This is a genomic window from Geomonas anaerohicana (assembly GCF_016458305.1).
GTDB lineage: Bacteria > Desulfobacterota > Desulfuromonadia > Geobacterales > Geobacteraceae > Geomonas > Geomonas anaerohicana.
Genome location: NZ_JAEMHL010000009.1, coordinates 1 through 24880 on the forward strand (window position 1 = coordinate 1; position 24880 = coordinate 24880).

Sequence of the window (24880 nt, forward strand, 5' to 3'; positions counted from 1 at the left end):
TACAAATTACGTTGAGGGAACGAGTGTCCACGATGTCCTGGCATCAAAATCTGTCCACGATGTCGTGGCACTCAACATCTACGTTCTACGTTCGGCATTCGGCGTTCGGCGTTCGGCGTTCGGCGTAAACCGTACTGGCGACGACAAAGATGATCCTGAAAGGCAACTGTCGGATAATTGACCATGGAGGCGACCGGCGCCTTTTCAAGAATTTGACAGGGCACGCTAATTCCTCCGCCCGCCACCCACTTCCTGCGCGGGGTTCAGCCAAGACCCGCGTCCTGCGCCTCTTGGCGCGGGCACCAGATCCCTCCGACGGGGGGCGATTCTTCTGGCATGCCAGTTGCTTCTCCTAACCAGGTCGGACTCCACGCCCCTCCCGAACCGTCAAGGGAGCGACCAAAGCCGTCACACCACCGCACAATGGAGAACTCAATGAGCCAGATAGTTACCCGCCCCAGCGCCCCGCTCGCCGTCGTGGACCAAGGACCGCTCGTCTCAGCTATCATCGTCACCCGCAACCGGGAGTCCCACCTGAGGGAATGCCTCACGGCACTGATGGAGCAAACGATAGCGGACCGGATGGAAGTGATCCTGGTGGACCAGGGATCGGATGAGTGCGAATGGGCCGTGGCCGCAGACCTGCAGAAGCGTTACGGCAACTTGTCGCTGCTGCGCGTTGCTGCCACGTCCGCGGGCAAAGCGGTCAACATGGCCCTCAGAATGGCTGCCGGCAGATACCTGACCATCGTGGACGCGACTGACCGCATGCGGCGCGACGCGTACCAACAGTTGGTGGCAAGCCTGGAAACGGCCCCGGAGGTGATGCTGGCGTACGGCGACACCTGCTTCACCGCCATCCCCCACGAGACCTTCGCCAACCACACCAGCTACGGCAAGGTAATCTGGCCTGACTACACCCCGCAGCAACTATCCCAACTCTCCGAAGTGGCCCCACACCTGCTCTGGCGCAGGGAGGTGCACGACAGCGTGGGCTTCCTGCCGGAAGGGTATCCGAACCACGGGCTGCGCGAGTTCCTGCTCAACGTGGTGCAGCGCTTCCGCATCCAGCACATCGCTGACTTCACCGGCTTGAGACTGATCGCCGCCGTCCCGCAATCGGCTCCCCAACAGGCTCCGCAACCGGTGGAGGTACAGAGCGCTCCCCCCGCCGCGCAGCCGGTTGCGTCGCCGCGGCAGAGCGACCCGGCCCCCAGGCCGATGCCGGAGCGGGTCGGCTTGCCGAGCGCGGAAGACGCCTACGCCGCCCTGAGCCCGCAGCTCTCCGGCGACGACTTCGAGCAGGCAGCGGCAGTGCTGCGGCAGCACCTCGCCAACTACCCTGACCACGCCGTGGCCCACAACGACCTCGCCGCCGTGAGCTACCAACTCGGGGACACCGATCAGGCCCTGGCCCATTACCGCGAGGCGGTGGCCCTGGAGCCGGACGAGGACGTCTACCTGAAGAACCTGGCCGACCTCCTCTACGTCGAGAAGGGGCAGACCGACGAGGCGATCAACATCTACCTGAAACTGCTGGAGAGGGCGCCGCGCGACGTGGAAACCCTGCTGAACCTCGGCATCATCTGCGAAGGCGTCGGCCAGCCGGACGCCGCCGAGTCGTTCCTGCAGCGGGCGCTCGAGATCGAGCCGTCCAACATGACGGTGCGCGAGCGGCTCTCCGAACTGAGGCAAAACGCTTCCCCAGCGACCGCACCGACGGCAGCGACCGCGCCGACGGCACCGGCTGCACCGGCGGCAGCCACAACACCGGCGACAGCCGCCGAGGAAGAGGAGGACGATTTGACAGCTGAAGACCACTACCTGAAGTCGCAGGAACTGGTGAACCGTGGGGACCTGGCCGGGGCCGAGCAGACGTTGCGGGGCATCGTGGCACTCTATCCCGATTTCGCACCGGCCTACAACGATCTCGCGGTGCTCGCCTATCAACACGGCGACAACGACACCGCCCGCCGCAACTACGAAAAAGCGGCTGAACTGGCTCCCGGCAACAACACCTTCCAGAAGAACCTGGCCGACTTCTACTTCGTCGAGGGGTACGACGTGGACGGCGCCATCAACATCTACCTGGACCAGCTCAGGAAGGAGCCCAAGAACGTCGAGACGCTGATGAGCCTCGGCAAGATCTGCACCATCCTGGACCGGCCGCAGGAGGCCGAGACCTTCTACGGCAAGGTGATCCACCTGGAGCCCTGGAACCGCGACGCCCGCGAGTGCCTGGACACCCTGAAGCAGGCCGCCAACTCCTAGGGAGGCAGGCGCATCTACCAAGCGACAAAACGCCCGGTCGGCCTGCACGCGCAACCGGGTGTTTTCGTTCACTATTGCAGATTTCACTAAAGTTTTCAGCCCGGATGCCGATACGCGACAGGCGGCTAATGAGTATCTAGCGCGGAGGATGTTATGGCAACCCAGAAGACAGCCTGGGACTACCTGGGCGACATGTTCGACACGCTGACCTCGCAGGACAGCATGAAGGCCCAGGCGGCGAACGGCGCCATGGCCACCGGTGCCGGGTTCTTCCAGAAGAAGGACTACGCCCGCGCCGCCAGCGAGTTCAAGCGCGCCATCTCCCTCGACCCGACCAACTCGCAGTCGTACAACTACCTGGCCAACGCCTACCTGGCCCAGAAGAAGTACGACGATGCCATCAAGACCTACAAGACCTCCCTCACCATCGACCCGACCCAGGACTCGGTGCACACCAACCTGGGCAACATCTACCTGCAGCAGAAGAAATACAACCTGGCCGAGAAGGAGTTCAAGGACGCCGCCCGCCTCAACCCCTCGGACACCCTGGCACCCTACACGCTGGGACAGCTCTACCTGCAGACCAACCGGCTGCCGGAGGCGGAGGCCCAGTTCAAGAAGGTCTCCAAGATGGCTCCCAGCGACCCCAACCCCTACTACAGCCTCGGAGCGACCTACAACAAGGAAGGGAAATTCCAGGACGCCGTGAAGCAGCTCACCCAGGCCATCAAACTGAGGCCCAAGATGGCAGCGGCTCACTTCGAGCTCGGCGTAGCCTACGCGGGGCTCGGGGACACAACCAGCGCGCAGGACGAAGTCGACACCCTGAGCAGGCTCGATGCGACACAGGGAGCACTGCTGGAGAGGACCATAGCGAAACCCAAGATGGTCGCTGGAGGCGGCGGCGAACTGGACACCTTCTTGCCGATCTTGCAGAAAGCGCCAGACCCGCCCCTGGTCGGTTACGACCCCTACCAGCTCATGTTGCTGGACGTCGTCAACCTCTCGACCCCCAACGCATCCAAGGCCTTCAGCATGACCTTCTACTTCGATTCGAAAATGGATCGCGAATCGGTGCAGGACGTAAACAACTGGACCATCACCAAGGCAAGCGGCGGTGCGGCGGGGTACTACAACAACCTGCAGCCTGTGCTCCCCACCGAAGCGTATATCCCGCAAAACCCTATGACGGTGAGCTACGATGCTGATGCACAGAGCGCGACGGTCACCTTCATGCTCAGCCAGAACGACACGAACAACGCCACCATCGACGCTGCCCACATGGTCTTCAAATTTTCAGGAAAGGACGTGACGGGAAAGACGATCGACCCGACTGCCGACGAGTGGGATTACGAAGCCCCCACCCCCTTCTAAGGGCAAATACACTGCAACCGCCCAAGAGGCGTCGGTCCCTGGACAGGCGCCTTTTTATTTCCCCCCCCTTGCCTTCCCCCCCTCGGAAAACTTCCCATTTCAATCGCCGCTTCCTTGTGCGCATTAGCTGAACAATCCAGCTGTTCAATATTTGCACATTCCTGTAGTGACTGCCCCTTGAATCACCACCTCCAAGAACACAACCTGCTGTTTTTTAATCATTGAGCCTGGTGGCATACGAATTGCCGACAGAGATGCGTCAACTTCTGTTTTGGTCCAGTCGTTCCTCGGCCTGTCACTACCTTATTCGCTGCAACACGCAGTCATCGTCTCACAAGGAGGCACCTGATCATGATCCACAAAACTTCCCTGTTTTTACTACTGACGTTGACCTTGTTGCTTCCACTTCACGCACAAGCGGGCACTGTTGAGATCCCTCAGACCGGGCAAGTCACAAGCTATGCGGCAGGGGATGACGGTGCTATACAAACGGGCGTGGCTTGGCCTAATCCGCGCTTTACCGACAACGGCGACCAGACCATCACGGACAACCTGACAGGATTGATGTGGGAAAAAAACGCCTATAAAGGGAACTATGACAAAGCTGCCAATGGCGTCATAGTTGGGACATTTACTTGGCAAACAGCGTTGGATACCGCAGCATTCTACAACAACATCAGCTACTTAGGGTACAGCGATTGGCGTCTGCCAAACATAAACGAGCTCAAAAGCCTTCTCAACATGGGGGCACCGGACCAGTCCCAATGGTTGATGTCGCAGGGCTTCACCAACGTTCTTAATCAGCCTTACCGTACATCAACCTCCCCATCTGTGATGGTAAACATGGCTGATGGCGGCATCGCCAATAACCTATACAGCTATGCCTGGTTTGTGCGCGGTGTGAAGCCCGGTGTTGTGGCTCTGCCTGAAACAGGTAAAGAGACCTGTACGGGGAGTGATGGTTCCTGGCGGCCATGTAGCGGCACTGAAGATGCCAACTTGCGAATGGGAATCGAATGGCCGGAGCCGCGTTTTACCGATAACAGTCTGGCAAATCCAGCGGACTTGACCCTGCTCGACAATTTGACTGGGCTGGTTTGGCCTAAAAATGCCGGACTCGCCGGCAAGATGACTTGGCAGCAGGCGCTCGACTTCATCGAGACCCTGAACAACGCCAACTATCTTGGGCACAATGATTGGCGGCTGCCAAATCTTAATGAACTGCAAACGCTTTCCCACGCTCAGTATTCGGACTATTTCAAATATCACGCCTTCCTCAATTACCAGCTCGGATATTACTGGTCATCCAGTACATACGTAAAAAACCCCGTCGGAGCTTGGGTTAAGTCTTCTGGCACGTTTAATACCAGTTGGTTTGCTAAAACCTCATTGCAGTACGTCTTGCCAGTTCGCGCCGGAGGGGGCGGTCTGACGACACCGGTTATCAACTGGGCCGAGCCGTACGATATCGTTTACGGAACTCCTATTTCTGCGGTTCAACTGAACGCTACGGCTGATGTGGAAGGGACCTTCGTCTACACGCCTGTTGCAGGGACGGTGCTTGATGCGGGAACCCACACGCTAAACGTAACGTTTACACCTTCCGATACTGCAAGGTACAAAGCGTCTACAAAAACAGTAACGATCAATGTCGTCAAGGCGACCCCTGCCATCACTTGGAGCGATCCAGCGGATATCGTGTACGGGACGGCTCTTTCGATAACACAACTCAACGCCACGGCTGACGTTGCCGGTGCATTTTTCTACTCACCTGCGTCGGGCACAGTGCTGGACGCGGGCCTCCATACGCTGACCGCTATCTTCACTCCTGCAGATACGGTCAACTATACAGTTGCAGCAGCCACTGTGAGGCTGACGGTACTCAAGGCAAACCAGACCATTGTTTTTCCCGCAATAGCTACCAGATCCGTTCGTGATCCCGACTTTGATCCGGGCGCTAACGCGAGTTCAGGGCTTGCTGTCACCTACACTAGCAGCGATGGCACCGTGGCTACAATCTCCGTAGGCATGATCCACATCGTCGGTGGAGGCACCGCAGCTATAACTGCCTGGCAGGCCGGAGATGCTAATTACAATCCAGCCTCGCAAACACAGATCCTGAAGGTCACTGGGCGCCCTTCGAAAAGACCGGTGCTCACTATCAACACACTTGCCGATGGTACTGTCACGAGCAGCGCTTCTCTCAGCATCACAGGCAATGTCGGCGGCCTCAACAAAAAGGACACGCTCACTATCAGCATAGCCAACAACGGCACAACAACTTCAGTCCCCGTTCAATTCGCCGTACCCTCCGGCAACTTCAGCGGAGTCTTTTCCTTGGGAGACGGAGAGAATGTGATAGAGATTGCCGCAACCAACCGCCTCGGTACAACTGTCGACAGGCGAACGATCTTCTTGCAGGTCCCGTAGCCTGAAGATGAAGCACATTTAACTGCTGTAAAAAATAAGCCACAGGCGTTAACCTTGCCTTCCAGTTCACCGGCACCGACGCCCTCGGCAAGGTCATGGACCCGACGGCGGACGAGTACGCCGGCGCGTCGGACACCCCCTTCCAGCCCCCCGCCTTCCGCGACGAAGGGTCCCAAAACGACGACTGCCGCCTCTCCTTGACCGGGAGAGGCGGCAGTTTTCGTTCCGGGGTCGCTCCCCCTTGCGGCTCATCGGAGCAAGCGCAGCTCAATCCGAGACGGGAAAGCAGTACTTCAGGTAGAAACTCATCGGCACCAGGTTCGCCCGGGCCAAAAGGGCGAACAGCGGCCGCATCCTCTCGAAGCGCCTCTTGTAAGTCGGGTAGTCGCGCCAGCACTTCGGGGGCTGCGCCATGACCCGGTCGTACTCCGCGTCGCTCAGCTCGAGCCGCTTCTTGAAGTAGGCCAGCAGTTCGTCCTCCACCGCGGGCTCGGTGTTGTACTGCGCCCAGGCCTCGGCGCGCGACAGCTTCCCCGTCCGCGCCAGGGCGGCAAGGGTGTTGTTCCTGAAGTCGGCCCCGAATTTCGTCGGCGCGTAGATACCGTGGAAGAAGGCGGTCATGCGGTTCTCCAGGTGGTGCCCGCCGTAGTATTCCCAGCCGTACTCCCGCTCCAGAAAGGCCCGGGCCTCCTCCTTGCCGTAGTCGAGATACCAGAAGGGGCGGATCTTCCTGATGCGCGCCACGCAGGACCACCACAGGAAGCGCTCGAAGGTCATGAGCGGATAGGAGCGCATCGGGCGACGGCCGAAGCGGCTGTGGATGGCGCTGATGTACCGGCCGTCGAAGTAGTTGCGCCCCACCGGCGTGATCCCCTCGGTCACGAAGGAGTGCCCCTCCAGGACGTAGCGGATGCCGTACTTGGCGGCGGCCCGGTACATGGTTTCGGCCAGCGCCAGGTCGGTGGAGGCCTCTATCTCCGCCACGCCGGCGTAGAAAAAGGACCTGAAGATGTCGTCGGCCTCCTTGTTGTCCACCACGTGGGTGTAGAGGTCGACGTCCAGGGCGCTCAGCACCTTGCGGATGTTCTGCGTCGAGATGGCCGTGTTCCAGGTGTTGTCGTAGTGCACCGCCAGCGGGCGCAGCCCCATCTCTTTCGCCAGGTAGACCATGTACGAGGAGTCGGTCCCCCCGCTCACCCCGATCACGCAGTCATACCTCTTGCCGTGACCGGCCCGGGCGATGTCCTCGACGATGGCCTCGAAGTTCCGCTTCCCCGCCTCGGTGCCGGTGCCGTACTGCTCCTTGAGGGCGTCGATCTGGCGGCAGTAGTTGCAGACACCCTCCTCGTCGAAGCTGATGGCGCTGACCCGCTCGTCGTAGATGCAGCGCGAGCAGACCCGCACCCCCGCCCGCTCCAGCTCCGCGTCCAGTATCATCCCGGAGGCCCGCCCAGCACGGAAAGGGAGGGACTCCGTCTGTGCCGCCCCCTCCGCGTCGCTTTCGTACCAGGCCTGCGGCGTCGTTGCCAGGATGTTCCCGCTCATGTTCCTCCCAGGTAGTGCCGGAGCCACTGCTCCACGTTGAGCAGCGACCAGATGAAGAGGCGCCGGTTCTGCCGGCCGCTCAGGTGATCGTCCACCAGGCTGCGCACCGCATCCCGGTCCAGGTAGTCGTAGATGAGAGGCGACCCCTTGAGCAGGTGCCTGCGCACGTAGTCGATGCTCTCCCCCTTGAACCAGGAGGCGTCCGGGGCGGAAAAGCCCTGCTTCTCGGCGCGGGTGACGCTCTCCGGGATGTAGCGCTCCATCATCTTGCGCAGGATCACCTTGCCGTCGTTGGTCTTTTGGAAATACTTGTGCTCCTTGCCCGGGTCGTTCTCGTCCATGCGCAGTACCGAGGAGAGGTCGCGCAGCTTCAGGGAGATGGGGATCTGCTGGGCGAAGTCGACCAGGTCGTTGTCCAGGAAGGGGACCCGCGTTTCCAGCCCGTGCGCCATGCTGATCTTGTCCTCGACCACCAGGAGCCCGTGCAGGAAGGTCTTGGCCTCGAAGTAAAGCGACGAGTTGATGTAGTCGGCCGGCGACCTGAGCTCCTGGGCCTCCCTTTGAAAGACGCCGCAGAAGATATCGCGCAACGAGACGTGGCTCACCCGATCCCATACCGGGCGGAACACCCGGGCCAGCTCCGACTCCGGGATGAGCCGCTGCCAGTAGCGGTAGTACTTGTCGGTGTAGTCGTCGAAGCTGTGGTTCACCGCGGCCCGGTAGTAGCGCCAGGGGTAGCCGCCGAAGAGCTCGTCGCCGCCGGCGCCGGAGAGGACCACCTTGACGAAGCGGGAGGAAAGCTTGGCGGCGTAGAAGTTGGGATAGCTCTGCCCCACCCGCGGCTCCTCGAGGTGCCAGGCGAGTTGCGGCAGGCAGCGCTCCATGTCCCCGGCCTTGAGCACCATCTCGTAGTGCTCGGTCTTGAACAGCGCCGACATCATCTCGGCCGTCTGCCGTTCGTCGAAGGCGAGCTCGAGTCCGGAGGCGGAACTCAGGTCGAAGCCGCAGGTGAAGGTCTTGATGTAGGGAAGCCGGCTGGCAGCTATGGCGGTGATGGAGCCGGAGTCCATACCGCCGCTCAGGTAGGTGCCGAGGTCGACGTCGCTCACCAGTTGGCGGTTGACGGCCTGGCAGAAGAGCCGGTCCAGCTCCTCCAGGTACTCCTGCTCCCCCATGGGGCGGTCGGGTTTCCTGAAGTCGTAGTCCCAGTAACGGACCGGGGCCAGGGCGCGGGACGGGCGGCGGGTGGAGAGCCTGGCCCAGCTCCCGGCGGGGAAGATGCTGACCCCCTTGAGCAGGGTCCTTTCCGTGAAGATGTTCTGGAAGGTGAAGTACTCGAGCAGCGCCTCCAGGTCGACCTCCCGGCGCAGCCCCGGGAACTCCGTCAGGGCCTTCTGCTCCGAGCCGAACAGGAAGCTGTTGCCGCAGAAGGTGTAGTAGAGGGGCTTGATGCCGTAGCGGTCGCGGGCGAGGAAGAGCTCACCCAGCTCCCGGTCCCAGACGGCGAAGGCGAACATGCCGTTGAAGCGGGAGACGCAGTCCTCGCCCCAGGCGGCGTAGGCGTGCAAGACCACCTCGGAATCGGTGCGGGAATGGAACCGGTGCCCGAGGCGCTCGAGCTCGCAGCGCAGCTCACGGAAGTTGTAGATCTCGCCGTTGTAGACCAGGGCGAAGCGCCCATCCGGGGAGAGCATGGGCTGTTGACCCGCCGGGGAGAGGTCTATGATGGCGAGGCGGCGGTGCCCAAGGCCCACCGCTCCCGACACGTAATGCCCTTCCCCGTCGGGGCCGCGATGGGCGATGGCATCGGTCATCCTGTTCAGGATGACCGCCGATACCGGGGAGCCGTCGAGGGTTGCTATGCCTGCTATGCCGCACATGTCAGTCGCAAAACGCCGGGAACCTGCCCTGCGTCATGAGCGTCCTGATCATTCCCCACCCGCCTTTTGCAGCGACTGCTCCTCCCCCTGCTTCTGCTTCAGGCGCTCCTTGAGCTTTAGCTGCAACAGGCTCGGGCGCTGCCTGGACTTGGCCGGCGCGACGATGGCGCCGTAGCGGGCCAGGAAGGGGTGGCCGTGGGTCGGCGTGGCCGGGGCGGCCTTGGCCTCGCGCAGGTGGTACACCAGGTCGATGGCCGGGCGCACCGCGTCGAGGCCGAACCCCGCTCCGTCCAGGATGTGGCGGTAGACCTCGGTGTGCAGGTCGGTGAAGCCTTCCGAGAACTCGAACGCCTCGCCGTTCAAGGTCAGCGAGCGGTAGGTCGTCTTGCCGGCGCGCAGCGCCTCCTCCGGCAGGTCCTCGCGCCCCACCGACAGGAACCAGCGCACCCGGGCATTTTCCAGCTCAAGGAACCCCGCCATGCGGCGCGGGTCGGAGAGGTGCACCTCCTGGCGCTGTACCGGCCCGAAGATCCACATGAGCATGTCGAAGAAGTGCACCCCGATGTTGGTGGCGACCCCACCGGACTTGCTGATGTCCCCCTTCCAGGAGGTGAAATACCAGTTCCCCCGGGAGGTGATGTAAGTGAGTTCCAGGTCCAGTTTCGACCCCTTGGGAGCGCTCTTCACCTTGTCGCGCAGCGCGATGATGGCGGGATGCACCCTGAGCTGCAGGATGTTGTGCACGCGGCGCCCGCTCTCCTGCTCGAATTCCTTGAGGGCGTCGACGTTCCAGGGGTTGAGGACCAGCGGCTTCTCGCAGATGGCATCGGCGCCGATGCGCAGGGCGAAACGGATGTGGGAGTCGTGCAGGTAGTTGGGGGAGCAGATGCTGACGTAATGGATGCGCTCCTCGTCGCCCAGGCGGCGCAGCTTCTCCGCGTGGCGGTCGAAGCGTTCGAATTCGGTAAAGAAGGCAACGTCGAAGGAGTAGCTGTCCAGGATCCCCACGGAGTCCGACTTGTCCACCGCGGAAACGAGGCGGTTGCCCGTGTCGCGGATGGCTTTCATGTGGCGCGGTGCGATGTAGCCGCCGGCGCCGATCAGCGCGAAGTTTTTCATGCTCGTCCTTTCCTTTCATGGTGTCGGCTAGCCCGGGCGATGGGTCGCTGCAGCACTCTTTCCATCGCGGGGGCGCTTGGGCCGGAAGCTCCGGCCGCTTCTGCCTACTTGCAACCTCCACGCCAGCGGCTGCCGTCCCCTGCGCCACCCCTGGCCTCCGTGCGGGGGCACTGCCATATTTTCATGAGATCTCGGCCGCTTGCCGCATGCCCCGCCGACTCCGGGGAGCAGGAGGCTGCGGCGGGTCGATCCCCCCCGCTCCCCCCTGTGCAGCCGCCCCCACCGTGCCGTTCAATTTTTTGACCCGCCCCCGTTCCCGTTACCTGTCAAAGTTGCGGCTGCCGTGTCAGGAGCTCGGATAGGGACGCACCGGCACCGGGTGGGGGGCGCCGACGCAGGCCAGACGCGGCTTCAGCAAAGGGGAACGCTGCCGGCACGGGGGCGGCAGCGGGGGAAGACGCATTGGCGCCATAATTGCAGCGACTGGGAGCCAACGGGCGGCATCAGGTGCCCGGAGCGGCTCTACCGCAGCGGAAAGGGGTTCAGGATGAGGATAATGATTGGAGTCACCGAGATCGGCGGCAACATCCCGGTGGTCGCCGGCGCCCTGCGCCAGTTGGGGCACCAGGTGACCACGGTGGTGAGGCAGAAGAACAGCTGGTGGCCCATCGAGTACGACGTCGACTTCAGCGGCCGGGACATGACCATCGAGGACGTGCTCAACATCGGCTACCTGATCGGGACCCACGACGTCTTCTTCTTCCAGTGGGCGCGCACCACCCTGCTCCCCAACCACAGCGACTACCCCTTCATAAAGAGGGCGGGCAAGAAGATCGTCTCCTGCTTCGTGGGGAGCGACGTGAGGGATACCGGGGCCTACAAGCAGTGGTACGCGGACGGGCGCAGGTTCCTGGAAAAGCTCCCCTTCCCGGAGGACCCCGTGGTCAACCCGCTCTTCGCCATGAGGATGGCGGAGCTGCACAGCGAGATCATCCTGTCCCAGCCCAACCAGTCGGTGCTAGGGGTGCGCCCCTACCATCACTTTTTCCTCCCCATGGAACTCTCCCTGTACCGCCAGCACATCCCGGCGCGGGAGGTGCCGGTGGTGGTGCACGCCCCTTCCAAGAGCTGGCTCAAGGGGACCGACGTGATCATGGCCGCCCTGGAAACGCTGAAACAGCAGGGGGTGCGCTACGAGTTCCGCTTGCTGGAGGGGCTCCCCAACGACGTGGTGATCAAGGAGCTGATGAACGCCGACGTCCTGATCGACGAACTGTACTTCCCGCTGCACGGCAAGCTGAGCCTGGAGGGGCTCGGCTGCGGCTGCGCGGTGGTGAACGGCGACCGCGCCGACTACGAGCCGTTCCCGGCCGACCGTCCCTTCTGGTACGTGAACCCGGACAACATCGTGGAGCGGCTGCGCCAGCTCCTCACCGACCGGGACCTGCGCATCGGCCTCGCCCTGGAGGGGGTCCCCTACCTCAAGACGCACCACGACCACGTGCGGGTCATGCAGCGGGTCATGGACGCGCTGGAGCAGGGGGAATCGGGCCGCTGCGACCACTACCCCGACTTTTTCAGCACCGGCTACCACCTTCCCGCGGGGGAAACCATTCCCGCCGAACTGCAGGGCGCGACCGCCCAGCTGATCCGCAAATGGGGCCTCCCGGCCGAAGCGGACCTGGCGGAGCTGGTGGCACGGGGGCTGGTTTCCTCCGACATCCTGGCCGGCGCGGCAGGGATCCCGCGCTGGGGCGCCCGCCCTGCCGGTCAAACTTTTGACCGGTACGCCATGCACGCCTGAGCGCACACGTTATCACGCGCCCGACCGGGCGCAGCGGAGACTGTATAGGCCTATGAAATTCCTGCAAATCCTGACCTTCTACCCGGTCTACCTGACCCACTTCTACAACAGCCGGCCGGGGCTTGCCCAGCAGCCGTACCAAGTGCAGCTGGAGGCACTGTTCGAGGACGGCTTCGGCGCCTCCCACGTCTTCGCCCCGTACTTGAAGGAAGCCGGCTACGACAGCCGCATGCTGATCGTGAACTGCGAGCCGCTGCAAAGGCGGTGGCTGGCCGAGCAGGGCGAGCTCGCCCTGGCGCAGCGCCCCGACCTCACCATCCACGAGGTCACCGCGAAGCAGGTGGAGGCCTTCCGCCCCGACATCCTCTACACGAGCGACCCCATCCTCTTCGACAGCGGCTTCGTCAGGGCCCTCTCCTACCGCCCCGCCATGGTGTTCGGCTGGCGCGCCTCGAGCGTGCCGCAGGAGACGGACTGGTCGGAGTTCGACCTCATCATCTCCAACTTCGAATTCTCGCTGGAGCTGGCCAAAAAACGCGGGGCGCGCGGCACCCGGTTCTTCATGCCCGGTTTCCCTCCCCACGTGGCGCGGGCGGTGGCGGCCGAGGAGAAGCGCTACGACGTGGTCTTCACGGGGCAGGTCTCCGGCGACCATCACCGCCGCCGGGAGGTACTGAACCAACTCTACGCCGCCTCGGGGCCGGGGAAGTTCGCCGTGGACTGTTTCATCCCGGAGCCCCTGGAAGGGTTCGCGCCGGAAATCGCGCAGCACAACCACGGGGCCGTCTGGGGGATGGACATGTTCCGCACCCTGCGCCGGGGCAGGATCGCCCTCAACGTGCAGTGCGACATGGGGAACGAGCAGGCGGGCAACATGCGGCTTTTCGAGGCGGCGGGGAGCGGCTCCTTTCTCCTCACCGATTACCAGGCCAACATCAGCCGCTACTTCGAGCCGGGGCGGGAGCTGGAGACCTACGCGAGCCCGGGGGAGTTGGTGGAGAAGGTCCGCTACTATCTGGATCATCCCCAGGCGCGCGAGGAGATCGCCCGGCGGGGGCAGCAGCGCTGCCTGGCCGACTACGCCATGGACAAGCTGGCCTTCGGGATGGACGAGCTGATCAGGGAAACCCTGGCCGCCAAAGGGACTCCCGTCCCTCCCCCCACACGCGGCAAAGGGCCTCCCGCCGCGCCGACCGGCGAGGACACGGCAGCAGCTACTGGCGCAACAATCACAGACAAAGGAAAAGAGACCATGACACAGGGAACCGCACAGCAGTCGGTCGAGGAAAAAGTGAAGAGCTGCATCAACGAGTCGGTGGAGCACCTCCAGGCGGGACGGGCCATCAAGGCGATGCGGCTGGCCGAACAGGCCATCGGCTTCGGACTCCACGTGCCGGGGCTCCACTACCTGTACGCGGTATCCCTGGACCAGGTCGGCCGCCACGAGGAGGCCCTCGAAGAGCTCAAGAGCGAGCTGGCGAAAAATCCGGGGCACAAGGAAGCCGCCGCCATGGCCGCCCACCTCACCCCCCTGCTGGTCAAGCCGCCGCGCCCGGAGATCCCCACCGCGCAGCGTGGTTACCAGACCTCGCTCCCCCGGGAGACCCTGCTGGAAATCCAGAACACCAGCCACAACTACAGCTACCGCGGCGTCCCCATGATCAAGAACCCGTTCGACTTCGCCATCTACCCGATCCTGATCTGGGACAAGAAGCCGCGCACCATCATCGAGATCGGCTCCAAGGACGGCGGCAGCGCCCTGTGGCTGGGAGACATGCTGGACAACTTCGGCATCGACGGCCACGTCTATTCACTGGACATCGTGGGGGTCAAAAAGGTGAGCCACCCCCGGGTGACCTTCGTGGAGGGGGACGGGCGCGACCTGGCGGAGAGCTTTTCCCCGGAATTCATGCTGACCCTGCCGCGCCCGCTCCTGGTCATCGAGGACGCCGACCACTCCTACGAGACCAGCAGCCACGTCCTCTCCTTCTTCCACCGCTACCTGGCCGAGGGGGAAACCATCATCGTCGAGGACGGCATCATCTCCGATCTCGGCATGGACGCCACCTACAGCTCCGGCCCGCACCGGGCCATCAAGGAGTTCCTGGCGGGTCACGGCGGCGACTACCAGATGGAGGGGCGCTACTGCGACTTCTTCGGCTACAACCTCACCTGGTGCACCAACGGCTTCCTGAAGAGGACCACCCCCAACCGGGAGGTGGCCGAGGCGCACCGCAGCGGCAACCTGGTCTACCCCACCCCCCGGAGCGTCCCCTACCCGGAAAACCACCTGCTGGACAAGGGGCTCATCAGCGAGTTCAGGGAAGATGATCCGGCGCCCAAGGGGATTCAGAGCCAGATGTCGGCCAACGAGCGTTTCCAGCTCTACTACGCCCTGAGAAAGGAGCTCGTCCCGCAGGGCCCGCTGCTCCGTTTCGTGGAGATCGGCTCCTACAGCGGGGCGTCGCTGGTCTTGATCAACCAGGCCCTGCACCGGCTGGGAATCCAGTTCCAGGGGCTCTGCGTCGAGCCGGGGGGGACCCAGCAGTTCCACGAGGTGGTGCAGAAGCTAAGCGGCAGCGTGATCCACTTTCCGCTCCTCTCGCACGAGGCCGCCCAGCGGCTCTCGGTCATGCTGGAGCCGGGGCGGCTCCCGGAGTTCATGTTCATCGACGGCGACCACACCTACCAGGGGGTGAAACAGGACATCCTGGATTACTACCCGCTGCTCGCCCCGGGAGGGATCATGCTGTTCCACGACTACCTCCCCGCCATGGACGACGCCAACCGTGCCGCCATCCTGAGCCACCACGGCAACAACGAGCCGGGGATCCGGCAGGCCTGCCAGGAACTGATGGAGGAGACCTACCGCTGCCAGCGGATCGATCTCCCGCTGCTGCATCCTACCGACCCGACCCAGACCCAGCCGCAGCTCCCCATCATCCCCGGGGTCTTCTCCACCGTGCGCGCCTACCGCAAGCCCCGCTGATTGCTCCGTCCGCTCCCCCGATGGGGGGAGCGGACCCGTGATATCCAGGAGACACCGTGACCAACCAGCACAACCGCCCGGCCGACAACCCGATCAAAGTCGTCCACCTTTCCCATACCAACTTCGGAGGGGCCGGCAAGGCCGCGTACCGTCTGCACCAGGCACTGTGCCTGAGCGGCGTCGACTCCACCATGATCGTCCTCAACCGCAAGGGGGACGACCCCACCGTCAGGGCCATCCCGCACGGCAAGGTCGAGGGGACCATCGACTGCCCGATGCTGTACCCGCCCAACGTCGCCTACTCGCAGCGGGTCTGGACCTACTGGTGCGAGAAGATCTACAGCTATCCCAACCGCCACAAGGCCATCGAGATCTTCACCGACGACTACTCCGAAGTCGAGCTGCACTGCGCGCGCGAGATCCAGGAGGCGGACATCATCAACCTGCACTGGGTGCCGGGGTTGATCAACTGGCACAACGCCGCGACCGCCTTCCGGGGCAAGAAGGTGGTCTGGACCATGCACGACATGAACCCCTTCACCGGCGGCTGCCACTACGCCGGGAGCTGCACCAACTTCCTCCGGGAATGCGGCAGCTGCCCGATGCTCGGTTCACAGGACCCCGCCGACATCTCTCATGAGGGATGGCAGGCGAAGATGGCCGGCTACCGGCAGCTCGACCTGCACCCGGTGGCCCCCAGCCGCTGGCTCGCTGCGACCGCCTCCGAGAGCTCGCTGCTCTCCCCTTTCCCCGTCCGGGTCATTCCCAACGGCTTCCCCACCGGGGTGTTCCGCCCCTTCGCCAGACGCGACGAGGTGCGCCGGGGCTACGGCGTCCCCGAGGGGGCCAAGGTAGTGCTCTTCGGCGCCGAGAACCTGGCCAACGAGCGCAAGGGGTTCATCTACCTGCTGGAGGCCCTGCGCGGGCTCTCCGGCGAGAACCTGGTGCTGGCCGTCTTCGGCATGCTGCAGGAAGAACTGCGCAACCAGCTCAACCTTCCCATCATCAACCTGGGGTACGTCGAAGAGGAGGAGACGCTGGCGGCGCTCTACTCCATGGCCGACGTGTTCGCCATACCCTCCATCGAGGACAACCTCCCCAACACGGTGGTGGAGGCGATGCTCTGCGGCGTGCCGGTGGTCGGTTTCGACGTCGGTGGCATTCCGGACATGGTGCTGCACCGCGAGACCGGCTTCGTCGCCCCCGCGCGCGACGTCAAGGCGCTGGCGGACGGGATCCGCTGGACCCTGTTCCATCCCGAGGCGCAGGGGATGGGGGAAAAGGCCCGGCAGCGCGCCTTTGCCACCTACAGCCTGGAAGCCCAGGCCGCGCATTACAGCGCGCTCTACCGCGAGCTCATGTCCCCGGCGGAGGCCCTGTCGTCCGGCGCCGCCGCCCCCGTGGCTCCGCCCCCACCCGCCGGCTCTGCGCCCACCCTTTCGGCGCCCTCCGTCGGGTCCACGGCGCTCGCAGCGTCCACCGGGTCCACAAAAGTGCCGCCGCAGCCCCCGCGCCTCTCCGTGGTAATCCCCAGCTACAACTACGCCCGCTACCTGGAGCCCTGCCTGGACTCGATCCTCTCCCAGGGCTACCCCAACCTGGAGCTGCTGGTCCTGGACGGGGGCTCCAGCGACGGCACCGTGGACATCCTCAAGCGCTACGAAAAGCACATCTCCTTCTGGCGCAGCCACAAGGACGCCGGCCAGTACGCCGCCATCGAGGAAGGACTCAACCGTTCGACCGGCGAGATCATGACCTGGCTCAACGCCGACGACAAGTTCCACCCCGGCTCCTTCGACGCGGTCTCCCGCATCTTCGCAGCCGCACCCGAGGTGGAGTGGCTCATGGGGCGCCCGAACAGCTTCGACGAGAACGGCGTGCAAAAGCACGTGCTCACCTTCCTCCCCATGAACTCGCGCGCAAAGTACCTGGCCGACGAGGAGTTCATCCAGCAGGAGGGGGTGTTCTGGCGCCGTTCCCTGTGGCAGCGCAGCGGGGCCTACATCGACGGGACCCTGCCGCTTGCCGCCGACCTGGAGCTGTGGGCCCGTTTCTTCAGGAGCGCGCGGCTCTTCTCGGTGGACCTCCTGCTGGCGGGTTTCCGCGACCACCCGCTGCAGAAATCCAAGGACAAGGCGGGGTACACGGCGGAGGCCGACCGGGTGCTGGCCCGCGAGCGGGAGCTGTTCGCCGCCGAGAAGGCGCCCTTCAACCCGCCGGCGCCGCTCCCCATCCTGGTCCGGGGCGACGAGGTGATCCTGTGAGCAGTGCAGCGAACCGCTACCTGGTCTCGGCGATCGTCTCCACCTACAACGCCGACCGCTTCCTGCGGGGCAAGCTCGAGGACCTGGAGGCGCAGACCATCGCGCCCGAACTGGAGATCATCGTCATCGACTCGGCCTCGCCGGGCAACGAGCGGGCCATCGTGGAGGAGTTCCAGGCCCGCTACGACAACATCCGGTATCTGAGGACCGAGAAGCGCGAGACCGTGTACCAGGCCTGGAACCGCGGCATCCGCATGGCCACCGGCGAGTTCGTCACCAACGCCAACACGGACGACCGGCTGAGAAGGGACGCCTACGAGGTGCTGGTGCGGACGCTGAGGGAGCACCCGGAGTGCGTGCTCGCCTACCCGGACATGCGCATCACCAAACAGGAGAACGCGACCTTCGAGCGGCACGAGTCCTTCGGCTTCCGCGACTGGCCCGAATTCGACCGCCTGAACCTCCTGGAGCTCTGCTGCGTGGGCCCCTTCCCGCTCTGGAGAAGGTCGCTGCACGACGCAATCGGCTACTTCGACGAGCGCTTCAGGAGTGCCGCCGATTACGAGCTGTGGCTGCGCGCAGCGCTCAGGCACGACTTCATCCACGTGCCGCAGTTCCTGGGGCTGTACTGGCTTTCCGAGGAGACCGTGTCCCGCAAGGGGGACCTCCCCACCCTTGAATACCTGGAGGTGCAGAAGGAATACCGCCCCCGTTTCGCGCCGCTCGCCCCGCCGCCGGTGGAGCTGGAGCCGGAACAGTGGCAGGAGTTCCAGGCGCTTGCGGCGCGGCTCGACGCCGGGGACGGCTCCATCCTCCCCGAGCTGGAGCGCTTCAGCGGGCGCCACCCACGCGCGCCCCGCTTCCACCTGGAACTGGCCCGCATCTTCTACAAGAAAGGAGAGATCGGCTACGCCAAGAAGAATTTCGAGAAGGCCGCCATCATCGCGCCCGGCGACGACAGCTACCGCGACGCCCTCCTTTCCTTCCTGAAAAGCGAGCTGTACCAGGCGCTGCAGCACCAGACCGCCTTCATCGCCGTCAACCCGGACGACCTGGAGGCACACCTCTGCGCCGGGATGATCCTCGTCCTCATGGAGCGCTACCAGGCCGCCCTGTCCCACTACCGGCGCGCCCTGGAGATCAACCCGGACAGCGCGCTGGCCCGCGAGAACATCGCCTTCCTGGAGCGGGAGCTGCGCCCCAAGGTGCACCCGCTCACCTCCATCGTGGTGGCCGCCGGCGACGACGCCGCCTGCGTCCGCGAGTGCCTGGAGAGCGTCGAGCGCCATACCCCGGAGCCGCACGAGGTGATCCTGGTGTTCCGCGGCAGCGACGAGGCGGCGCTCGCGCAACTGCAGGAATTCTGTGACGGGCGCAGCGGCCACCTCCTGATCGACTGCGGCGGGCGCTCCCCTGCGTCCGCCTTCGGCGCCGGTCTGCGCGAGGCGGTGGGCAGGGAGCTGGTCCTCTTGCAGGGGGACGTGGTGGTCACCCGCGGCTGGCTGGCGCGCATGCTGGACGCCCTGGCCCGCGAGCCGAAAGCCGCCCTGTGCGGCCCCATGACCAACCGCGCTTCCGGCCCCCAGGGGAAGGTTGCCTGCGACTACCGCAACCTGTCGGAGCTGGACAGCTGCGCCGAACGCTTTGCCGACGCCCACTACGGCCGCCGTATCGTGCTGCCGCGCCTGGCCGGTTTTTGCCTGCTCTTTTCGCGCGAAGTTTTGGAAGAGGTCGGCGAGCCGGACGGCAGCTTCGCGTCGGACGCCTGGGCCGAGGACTTCTCCTTGCGCGCGGCGCTGAAGGGGTACGGCTGCGTCGCCGCCGGGGACGTCTTCGTGCACCGCTACGGCACGCCGGATGAGGATTTCCTGCTGCGCCGGGAACGCCCGCTCCTGGAGCGCAAGTGGGAGCCGGGGACCCAGGAACCGGAACTGGCCTTGCACCTGTTGCGGCTGCGGGCGGCGGTCGACGGGACCCGACGTGCCCGCGCCGGGAGGCTCACGCACGCGGTAAATATCATGCTCGAGCAGGGGGTCGGTCTCGCCAGTGGTGCCCCTGCCCCCTACCTCGCCCTGGCCGGGATGCTGGCCGAAGCGGGGCAGAGCCGCCAGGCGCTGGAGGTGCTGGCTCACGTCCCGCCCGGGGAGGCGCAGGCGACGCACCTTTTGCGGGCGCGCTGCCACGAGGCCGTCGGGGAGCGCGACCTGGCGCTGGCCGAACTGGAGCGGGCCGCGGCGCTGGATGACCAGGCACCCGAACTCCTCGAACTGCAAGGGGTGCTGGCGCTGCAGGCAGGCGAGCGGGACCGGGCGGAGGAACTGCTGCGCCGCGCCCTGGTCGCCGACCCGGGCTACGCCCGCGCCTACTGCGCGCTGGCGGCCATCGCCTGGGAGCGGGGGGAAAAGGAACAGGGACTGCAGCTCGCCGAGCGCGCCTTCCTCCTCGACCCGCTGCAGCTCGCCGCACTCGGCCGCTACCACGACTACGCCACCGCGCTCGACCTGCTGCCGCGCGAGGAGGAGCGCCTGCGCGAGGCGGTCGCCCTCTACCCGGAGCACAAGGGGCTTTGCTACGGCCTGATCGAACTGCTGATCAGGAGCGCCCGCTACGGCGAGGCGATCCGTGAGATCGAGCGGGCCGCCGCGCGCTTCGGGCTCGACGACGCCGGCATCGATGCCGGCCTGCAGATCCGGGAACTCGCCGGCGCCCCGCCCCCCGCCACCAAGGGAGCCGGCAGCATCTCGGTCTGCATGATCGTCAAGGACGAGGCGGGGAACCTCGCCGCAGCACTCGACTCGGTGCACGGCCTGGCCGACGAGCTGATCGTGGTCGATACCGGCTCCACCGATCGCACCCGCGACATCGCCCGCATCTTCGGTGCCCGCCTGTCCGAGTTCCCCTGGACCGGGAGTTTCGCCGCAGCGAGGAACTTCTCGCTGGCGCAGGCCGCCGGGGACTGGATCCTGGTGCTGGACGCGGACGAGGTGCTGGCGCCGACCGACCTCGGGCCGCTGGCCGACCTGGTGCGTAATGGGGAACGCATTGCCTACTCCTTCACCACCAGGAACTACACCCGTGAGCTGGCCCTGCGCGGCTGGGTCGCCAACGGCGGCGAGTACCCCGAACAGGAGCGGGGGCGCGGCTGGACCGGCAGCGATAAGGTGCGCCTGTTCCCCAACCTCCCGACGTTGCGCTTCGAGGGAACGGTTCACGAGCTCTTGGAACCCTCCCTGCTGCGCGAGGAGATCCCGATCCACGCCTGCGACGTCCCGGTGCACCACTACGGCAAGCTGGACCAGGCCGCGGTTCGCGCCAAGCAGGAACTCTACTACCGTCTGGGTCTGCAGAAACTGGAAGAGACCGGAACCAGCCACGAGGCGCTGGCCGAGCTGGCCCGGCAGGCGACGGAACTTGGTTTCTTCGCAGAGGCGGAACAACTCTGGCAGCGGCTGCTCGGGGTCAAGCCGGACCATGCCGAGGCCTATTTCAACCTGGGCTACCTGTACCTCTCCCTGGGGGATTACCCGCAGGCGCGGAGCCACGCCGCTCGGGGTGCGGAACTCGCCCCGGACCTCAAGGAGGCCGCCTTCAACCTGGCCAAGTGCGAGCTTTACCTGGGAGACACCGCGGCGGCGCTGGCGCGCTGCCGCGACATGCTGCACCAGTGGCCGGGCTACCCGGCGGCCCGCTCGCTGCTGGCGGTCTGCCTGCTGCTTGAGGGGGACCGCGCCGGCGCTGAGGCCGAGGTGGCACACCTGGCGGCGCAAGGCTTTGACTGCGCCGATTTCCTGAACGAGTACGCCGGCGGCCTGCAGCGGGGGGGGCTGGATCAGCTGGCCGCGCCGCTTGCCGACCTGGCAGCGCGGCTCAAGGCGGGGGAACGGCCATGACCGAGTCCCAGAGCCTTAAAGAAGTCTTTGCCGCGGCCAACGCCCTGTTCGCCTCCGGCGACCTTTCCGGCGCCGCCGAGCGCTATCGGCGCGTGCTGCAGCTGGATCCCTATTTCGCCCAGGCCAGCTTCAACCTGGGTTGCACCCTGGACCGGCTCTGCGGGCCCGGCGAGGCGCTCCCCCACTTCGAGCGGGCGGCGCAGCTGGTGCCGCAGTGGAGCGAGGCGCACGGCAACCTGGGTTTCGCCCTGGCGCGGGTGGGACGCATGGAGGAGGCCGCCGGCGAGCTTACCGAGGCCTGCCGCCTGGAGCCCGGCCACGCCGGCTACCGCAACAACCTGGGACTCGCCCTGAGCGAACTCGGGCGCGGCGAAGAGGCGCAGGCAAGCTTCCAGGAGGCGATCCGCCTCGATCCACGCTACCCGGAACCCCACAGCAACCTCGCCATCCTCTACGAGCGCTTCGGCAACGGCGCCGCCGCCATCGACTCGCTGCGCCAGGCGCTGCGGCTGCGCCCCGACTTCCCGGAGGCGCACCACAACCTCGGCAACGCGCTCAAGTCGCAGGGACGCCACGAAGAGGCCATCGCCCATTACCGCGAGGCGCTCCGGCTCAAGCCCGATTACCTCGAGGCACGCAGTTCGCTGCTCTTCGCCCTCCTCTACGGCACCCAGGTCGCCGAAGAAACCATCTTCGCCGAGCATGCCGCCTTCGGGGCCTCGCAGCGCCGCGCGGTCAAGCCCCACGACAACGCCCCCGACCCGGACCGGGTCATCACCATCGGCTACGTGTCGGCCGACTTCCGCGAACACGCCGTGGCCCGCTTCATCGCCCCGGTCCTCGCCCACCACGACCGGAGCCGCTTCCGGGTGCTGTGCTATTCCAACGTCGCCGTCCCGGACGCGAAGAGTTGCGAACTCGCCGGTTTGTGCGACCGCTTCGTCAACATCGCCGGCCTCCCGGACGACCAGGCGGAGGAGTTGTTGCGCGAAGACGGCATCGACATCCTGGTCGATCTTTCCGGCCACTCCGCGGGAAACCGACTGCCGCTCTTCGCGCGCAAGCCGGCGCCGGTACAGGTCACCTGGATCGGCTACCCCTTCAGCACCGGGCTCGACAGCATCGACTACCGCATCAGCGACGCCTTCTGCGACCCTCCCGGCACGACCGAGCGCTACCACAGCGAGGAGCTGATCCGGCTCCCGGGCACCTTCTCCTGCTTCGCGCCCCCCAAAGACGCCCCCGCCGTCGCACCGCCTCCCTGCCTCGCCTCGGGTGAGATCACCTTCGGCTCCTTCAACAATCCGGCCAAGATCACCGGCGAGACCCTGGCTATCTGGGCCGACGTACTGCGCGCGGTGCCCGGTTCGCGGCTGCTGCTCAAGGGGTATTCGCTGGCGTGCGCCAAAGGGAGGCAGCGCTTCCTGGACGCCTTCGCCGCAGCCGGAATCGATACCGGGCGGCTGGAACTGGTAGGGAACACCCCCTCCTACCGCGACCACCTCGCCCTCTACGGGAAAGTCGACATCGCGCTGGACACCTTCCCCTACCACGGCACGACCACGACCTGCGAGGCGCTCTGGATGGGGGTCCCGGTGGTGACGCTGGCCGGCTCCACCCATCGCTCCCGCGTCGGCGCGACACTCCTGCACAGCGTCGGCCTGGACGGTCTCGTCGCCCACGATGCCTGCAGCTTTGCCCAAATCGCCCACGCCCTGGCCCTGGACCGGCACCGGCTGCAGGGGCTCAGGGAGACGCTGCGCGCCACCATGGCTGCCAGCACGCTCACCGACGGCGCCGGTTTCACCAAAGAATTGGAGCTGGAATTTCTTGCTGCCTGGGGGCGCTGGTGCCGCCGCCACGCCCCTCCCGCTGCGGACCCGAAACAGGAGGGGCGCGAACTGCTGCGCGAGGGGAGGCTCGATGCCGCCCTGCAGCGCTTTCTGGTGCCGCTGCGCTCGGGCGACAAGTCGACCCTTACCGAAATCCAGGACACCCTGAACGCCCAGGCCGCGGCCGACCAGGCACGGGCCCTGGCGCTCGATGAGGGGCACCAAGATACTTCCTGCCCGGGGACGATCGCCAGCGAAACCCTCGACGAGTGCGCCGAATTGCTCTGCAGCGCGGGGCTCACCACCCCCGCCGACTTGATCTGCCGCTACCTGGCAGACCGCGGCTACGACAGCACCCGCATGAGCCGCACTATCGGCGCGGTGGCCCTTGCCATCGGGCAGCCGGGCGCGGCGGTGGCCGCACTCTCCCGCGCCCTGGAACAGGGAGACGCGTCGCGCGCCACCCGCATCCTGCTGGTCAAGGCGCAGCAGGCGGCCGAGTTGCCGCCGCCGCAAGAGCCGGGGGAACGCCTGCTGCTCATCAAGGCTTGGGGCTACGGCTTCTGGAGCGACGTGAACCACGTGCTGGGCCAGTTCCTCGTGGCAGAGATCACGGGGCGCACGCCGGTGGTGCACTGGGGGCCCAATTCCCTCTTCAGCGACGATCCGCTGGAGAACGCGTTCCACAACTTCTTCGAGCCGGTGTCGCAGGTCACCATCACCGACCTGATCTCGCGCCGGCGCAGCTTCTACCCGCCCAAGTGGCAGCGCGACAACGTGCGCCACGAGAACCTGGCCAAGTTCGACGGTCCCTGGTCCCGCTGCTCCGCGCTCTGGGCCCTGGAACGCAAGGAGGAGGTCGTGGTGAGCGACTTCCATTACGCCGTCAACGACCTCGCCCCCTGGATCCCCGCGGGGCACCCGCTGCACGGGCTCTCAACCGAGGAACTCTACCTCTACCTGTTCGACCGCTACCTGAAGGTGCAGCCGCGCGTCCTGGAGCGGGTGGAAGCCTTTTACCGCCAGCATCTGGCCGGCGCGCCGGTGATCGGGCTGCACGTGAGAGGGGGAGACAAGGTGGGCGAGGACCCCGGGCTCGTCCGGCTGAACGCCCTCTACCTCCCGGAACTGGAGCGGCTGTTGCGCGACACGCCGCAGGCGCGCATTTTCCTCAGTACCGACGATGACCGTATCCTGGCCCGCTACCGCGATCGTTTCGGCGACCGGCTGGTCTACACCGTCTCCACCCGCACCGCCAACGTGCAGGGGGTGCACTACCAGAAGCAGGCGAGCCGCCGGGCCCTGGGGGAAGAGGTGCTCATCGACGCCCTCCTTGCCGCGCGCTGCGACCATTTCCTGGGCAACGGCCTCTCCAACGTCTCGCTAGCCGTGGCGCAGATGAGGCGCTGGGCGCCCGGGACCTGCCGGCTCTTCGGCACCCGGCTCGACTACCTGCGCCAGCTCACCCTGTACCGGAGCTGA

At 65.4% G+C, this 24880-nt stretch carries 12 protein-coding genes; 9 read left to right on the forward strand and 3 right to left on the reverse strand.

All coding sequences use genetic code 11. The annotated features are described in order from the left end of the window. The 4 genes from JFN91_RS21940 to JFN91_RS15770 all read left to right on the forward strand — a co-directional run. The coding region (locus tag JFN91_RS21940) for a hypothetical protein (RefSeq protein WP_215907420.1) at nt 1-181 on the forward strand (181 nt) is incomplete at its 5' end. A gap of 254 nt (nt 182-435) precedes the next feature. After that, nucleotides 436-2271 (forward strand): tetratricopeptide repeat protein, encoded by a 1836-nt coding sequence (locus JFN91_RS15760; RefSeq protein ID WP_199390151.1) that lies wholly within the window; start codon nt 436-438, stop codon nt 2269-2271. Between the two features lie 153 nt (nt 2272-2424). Beyond that, entirely contained in the window at nt 2425-3645 is a 1221-nt protein-coding gene (locus tag JFN91_RS15765; protein ID WP_199390152.1) for a tetratricopeptide repeat protein, read from the forward strand. Between the two features lie 351 nt (nt 3646-3996). Next, a complete protein-coding gene (locus JFN91_RS15770) occupies nt 3997-6075 on the forward strand; it encodes an Lcl domain-containing protein (RefSeq protein ID WP_199390153.1) in 2079 nt (692 codons plus the stop codon). Between the two features lie 267 nt (nt 6076-6342). Here JFN91_RS15770 and JFN91_RS15775 read toward each other — a convergent pair whose 3' ends face one another. Genes JFN91_RS15775 through JFN91_RS15785 form a run of 3 tightly spaced genes read right to left on the reverse strand, consistent with a single transcriptional unit; the run spans nt 6343 to nt 10619 of the window. Beyond that, a complete protein-coding gene (locus JFN91_RS15775; RefSeq protein ID WP_236015220.1) occupies nt 6343-7620 on the reverse strand; it encodes an N-acetyl sugar amidotransferase in 1278 nt (425 codons plus the stop codon). Continuing rightward, on the reverse strand, nt 7617-9500 hold the full coding sequence (asnB, locus tag JFN91_RS15780; RefSeq protein ID WP_199390154.1) for an asparagine synthase (glutamine-hydrolyzing): 1884 nt from the start codon (nt 9498-9500) through the stop codon (nt 7617-7619). The genes JFN91_RS15775 and asnB overlap by 4 nt, the downstream gene beginning before the upstream one ends. 48 nt (nt 9501-9548) lie before the next feature. Further along, complete coding sequence (locus JFN91_RS15785; RefSeq protein WP_199390155.1) at nt 9549-10619, reverse strand: Gfo/Idh/MocA family oxidoreductase; 1071 nt, start codon at nt 10617-10619, stop codon at nt 9549-9551. A 547-nt stretch (nt 10620-11166) separates the two neighbouring features. On the opposite strand from JFN91_RS15785, the gene JFN91_RS15790 reads away from it, so the two are divergent. The 5 genes from JFN91_RS15790 to JFN91_RS15810 are packed head-to-tail and all read left to right on the forward strand — an operon-like array spanning nt 11167 to nt 24880. Beyond that, nucleotides 11167-12423 (forward strand): glycosyltransferase, encoded by a 1257-nt coding sequence (locus JFN91_RS15790; RefSeq protein WP_199390156.1) that lies wholly within the window; start codon nt 11167-11169, stop codon nt 12421-12423. A gap of 52 nt (nt 12424-12475) precedes the next feature. Next, nucleotides 12476-15412, forward strand: a complete 2937-nt coding sequence (locus tag JFN91_RS15795; protein WP_199390157.1) for a CmcI family methyltransferase — start codon at nt 12476-12478, stop codon at nt 15410-15412. A 56-nt stretch (nt 15413-15468) separates the two neighbouring features. Continuing rightward, entirely contained in the window at nt 15469-17676 is a 2208-nt protein-coding gene (locus JFN91_RS22405) for a glycosyltransferase (RefSeq protein ID WP_199390158.1), read from the forward strand. Beyond that, a complete protein-coding gene (locus JFN91_RS15805) occupies nt 17673-21566 on the forward strand; it encodes a glycosyltransferase (RefSeq protein ID WP_199390159.1) in 3894 nt (1297 codons plus the stop codon). Before JFN91_RS22405 ends, JFN91_RS15805 begins: the two co-directional genes overlap by 4 nt. Next, nucleotides 21563-24880: an O-linked N-acetylglucosamine transferase family protein gene (locus JFN91_RS15810; protein ID WP_199390160.1), complete on the forward strand. Its 3318-nt coding sequence runs from the start codon at nt 21563-21565 to the stop codon at nt 24878-24880. Before JFN91_RS15805 ends, JFN91_RS15810 begins: the two co-directional genes overlap by 4 nt.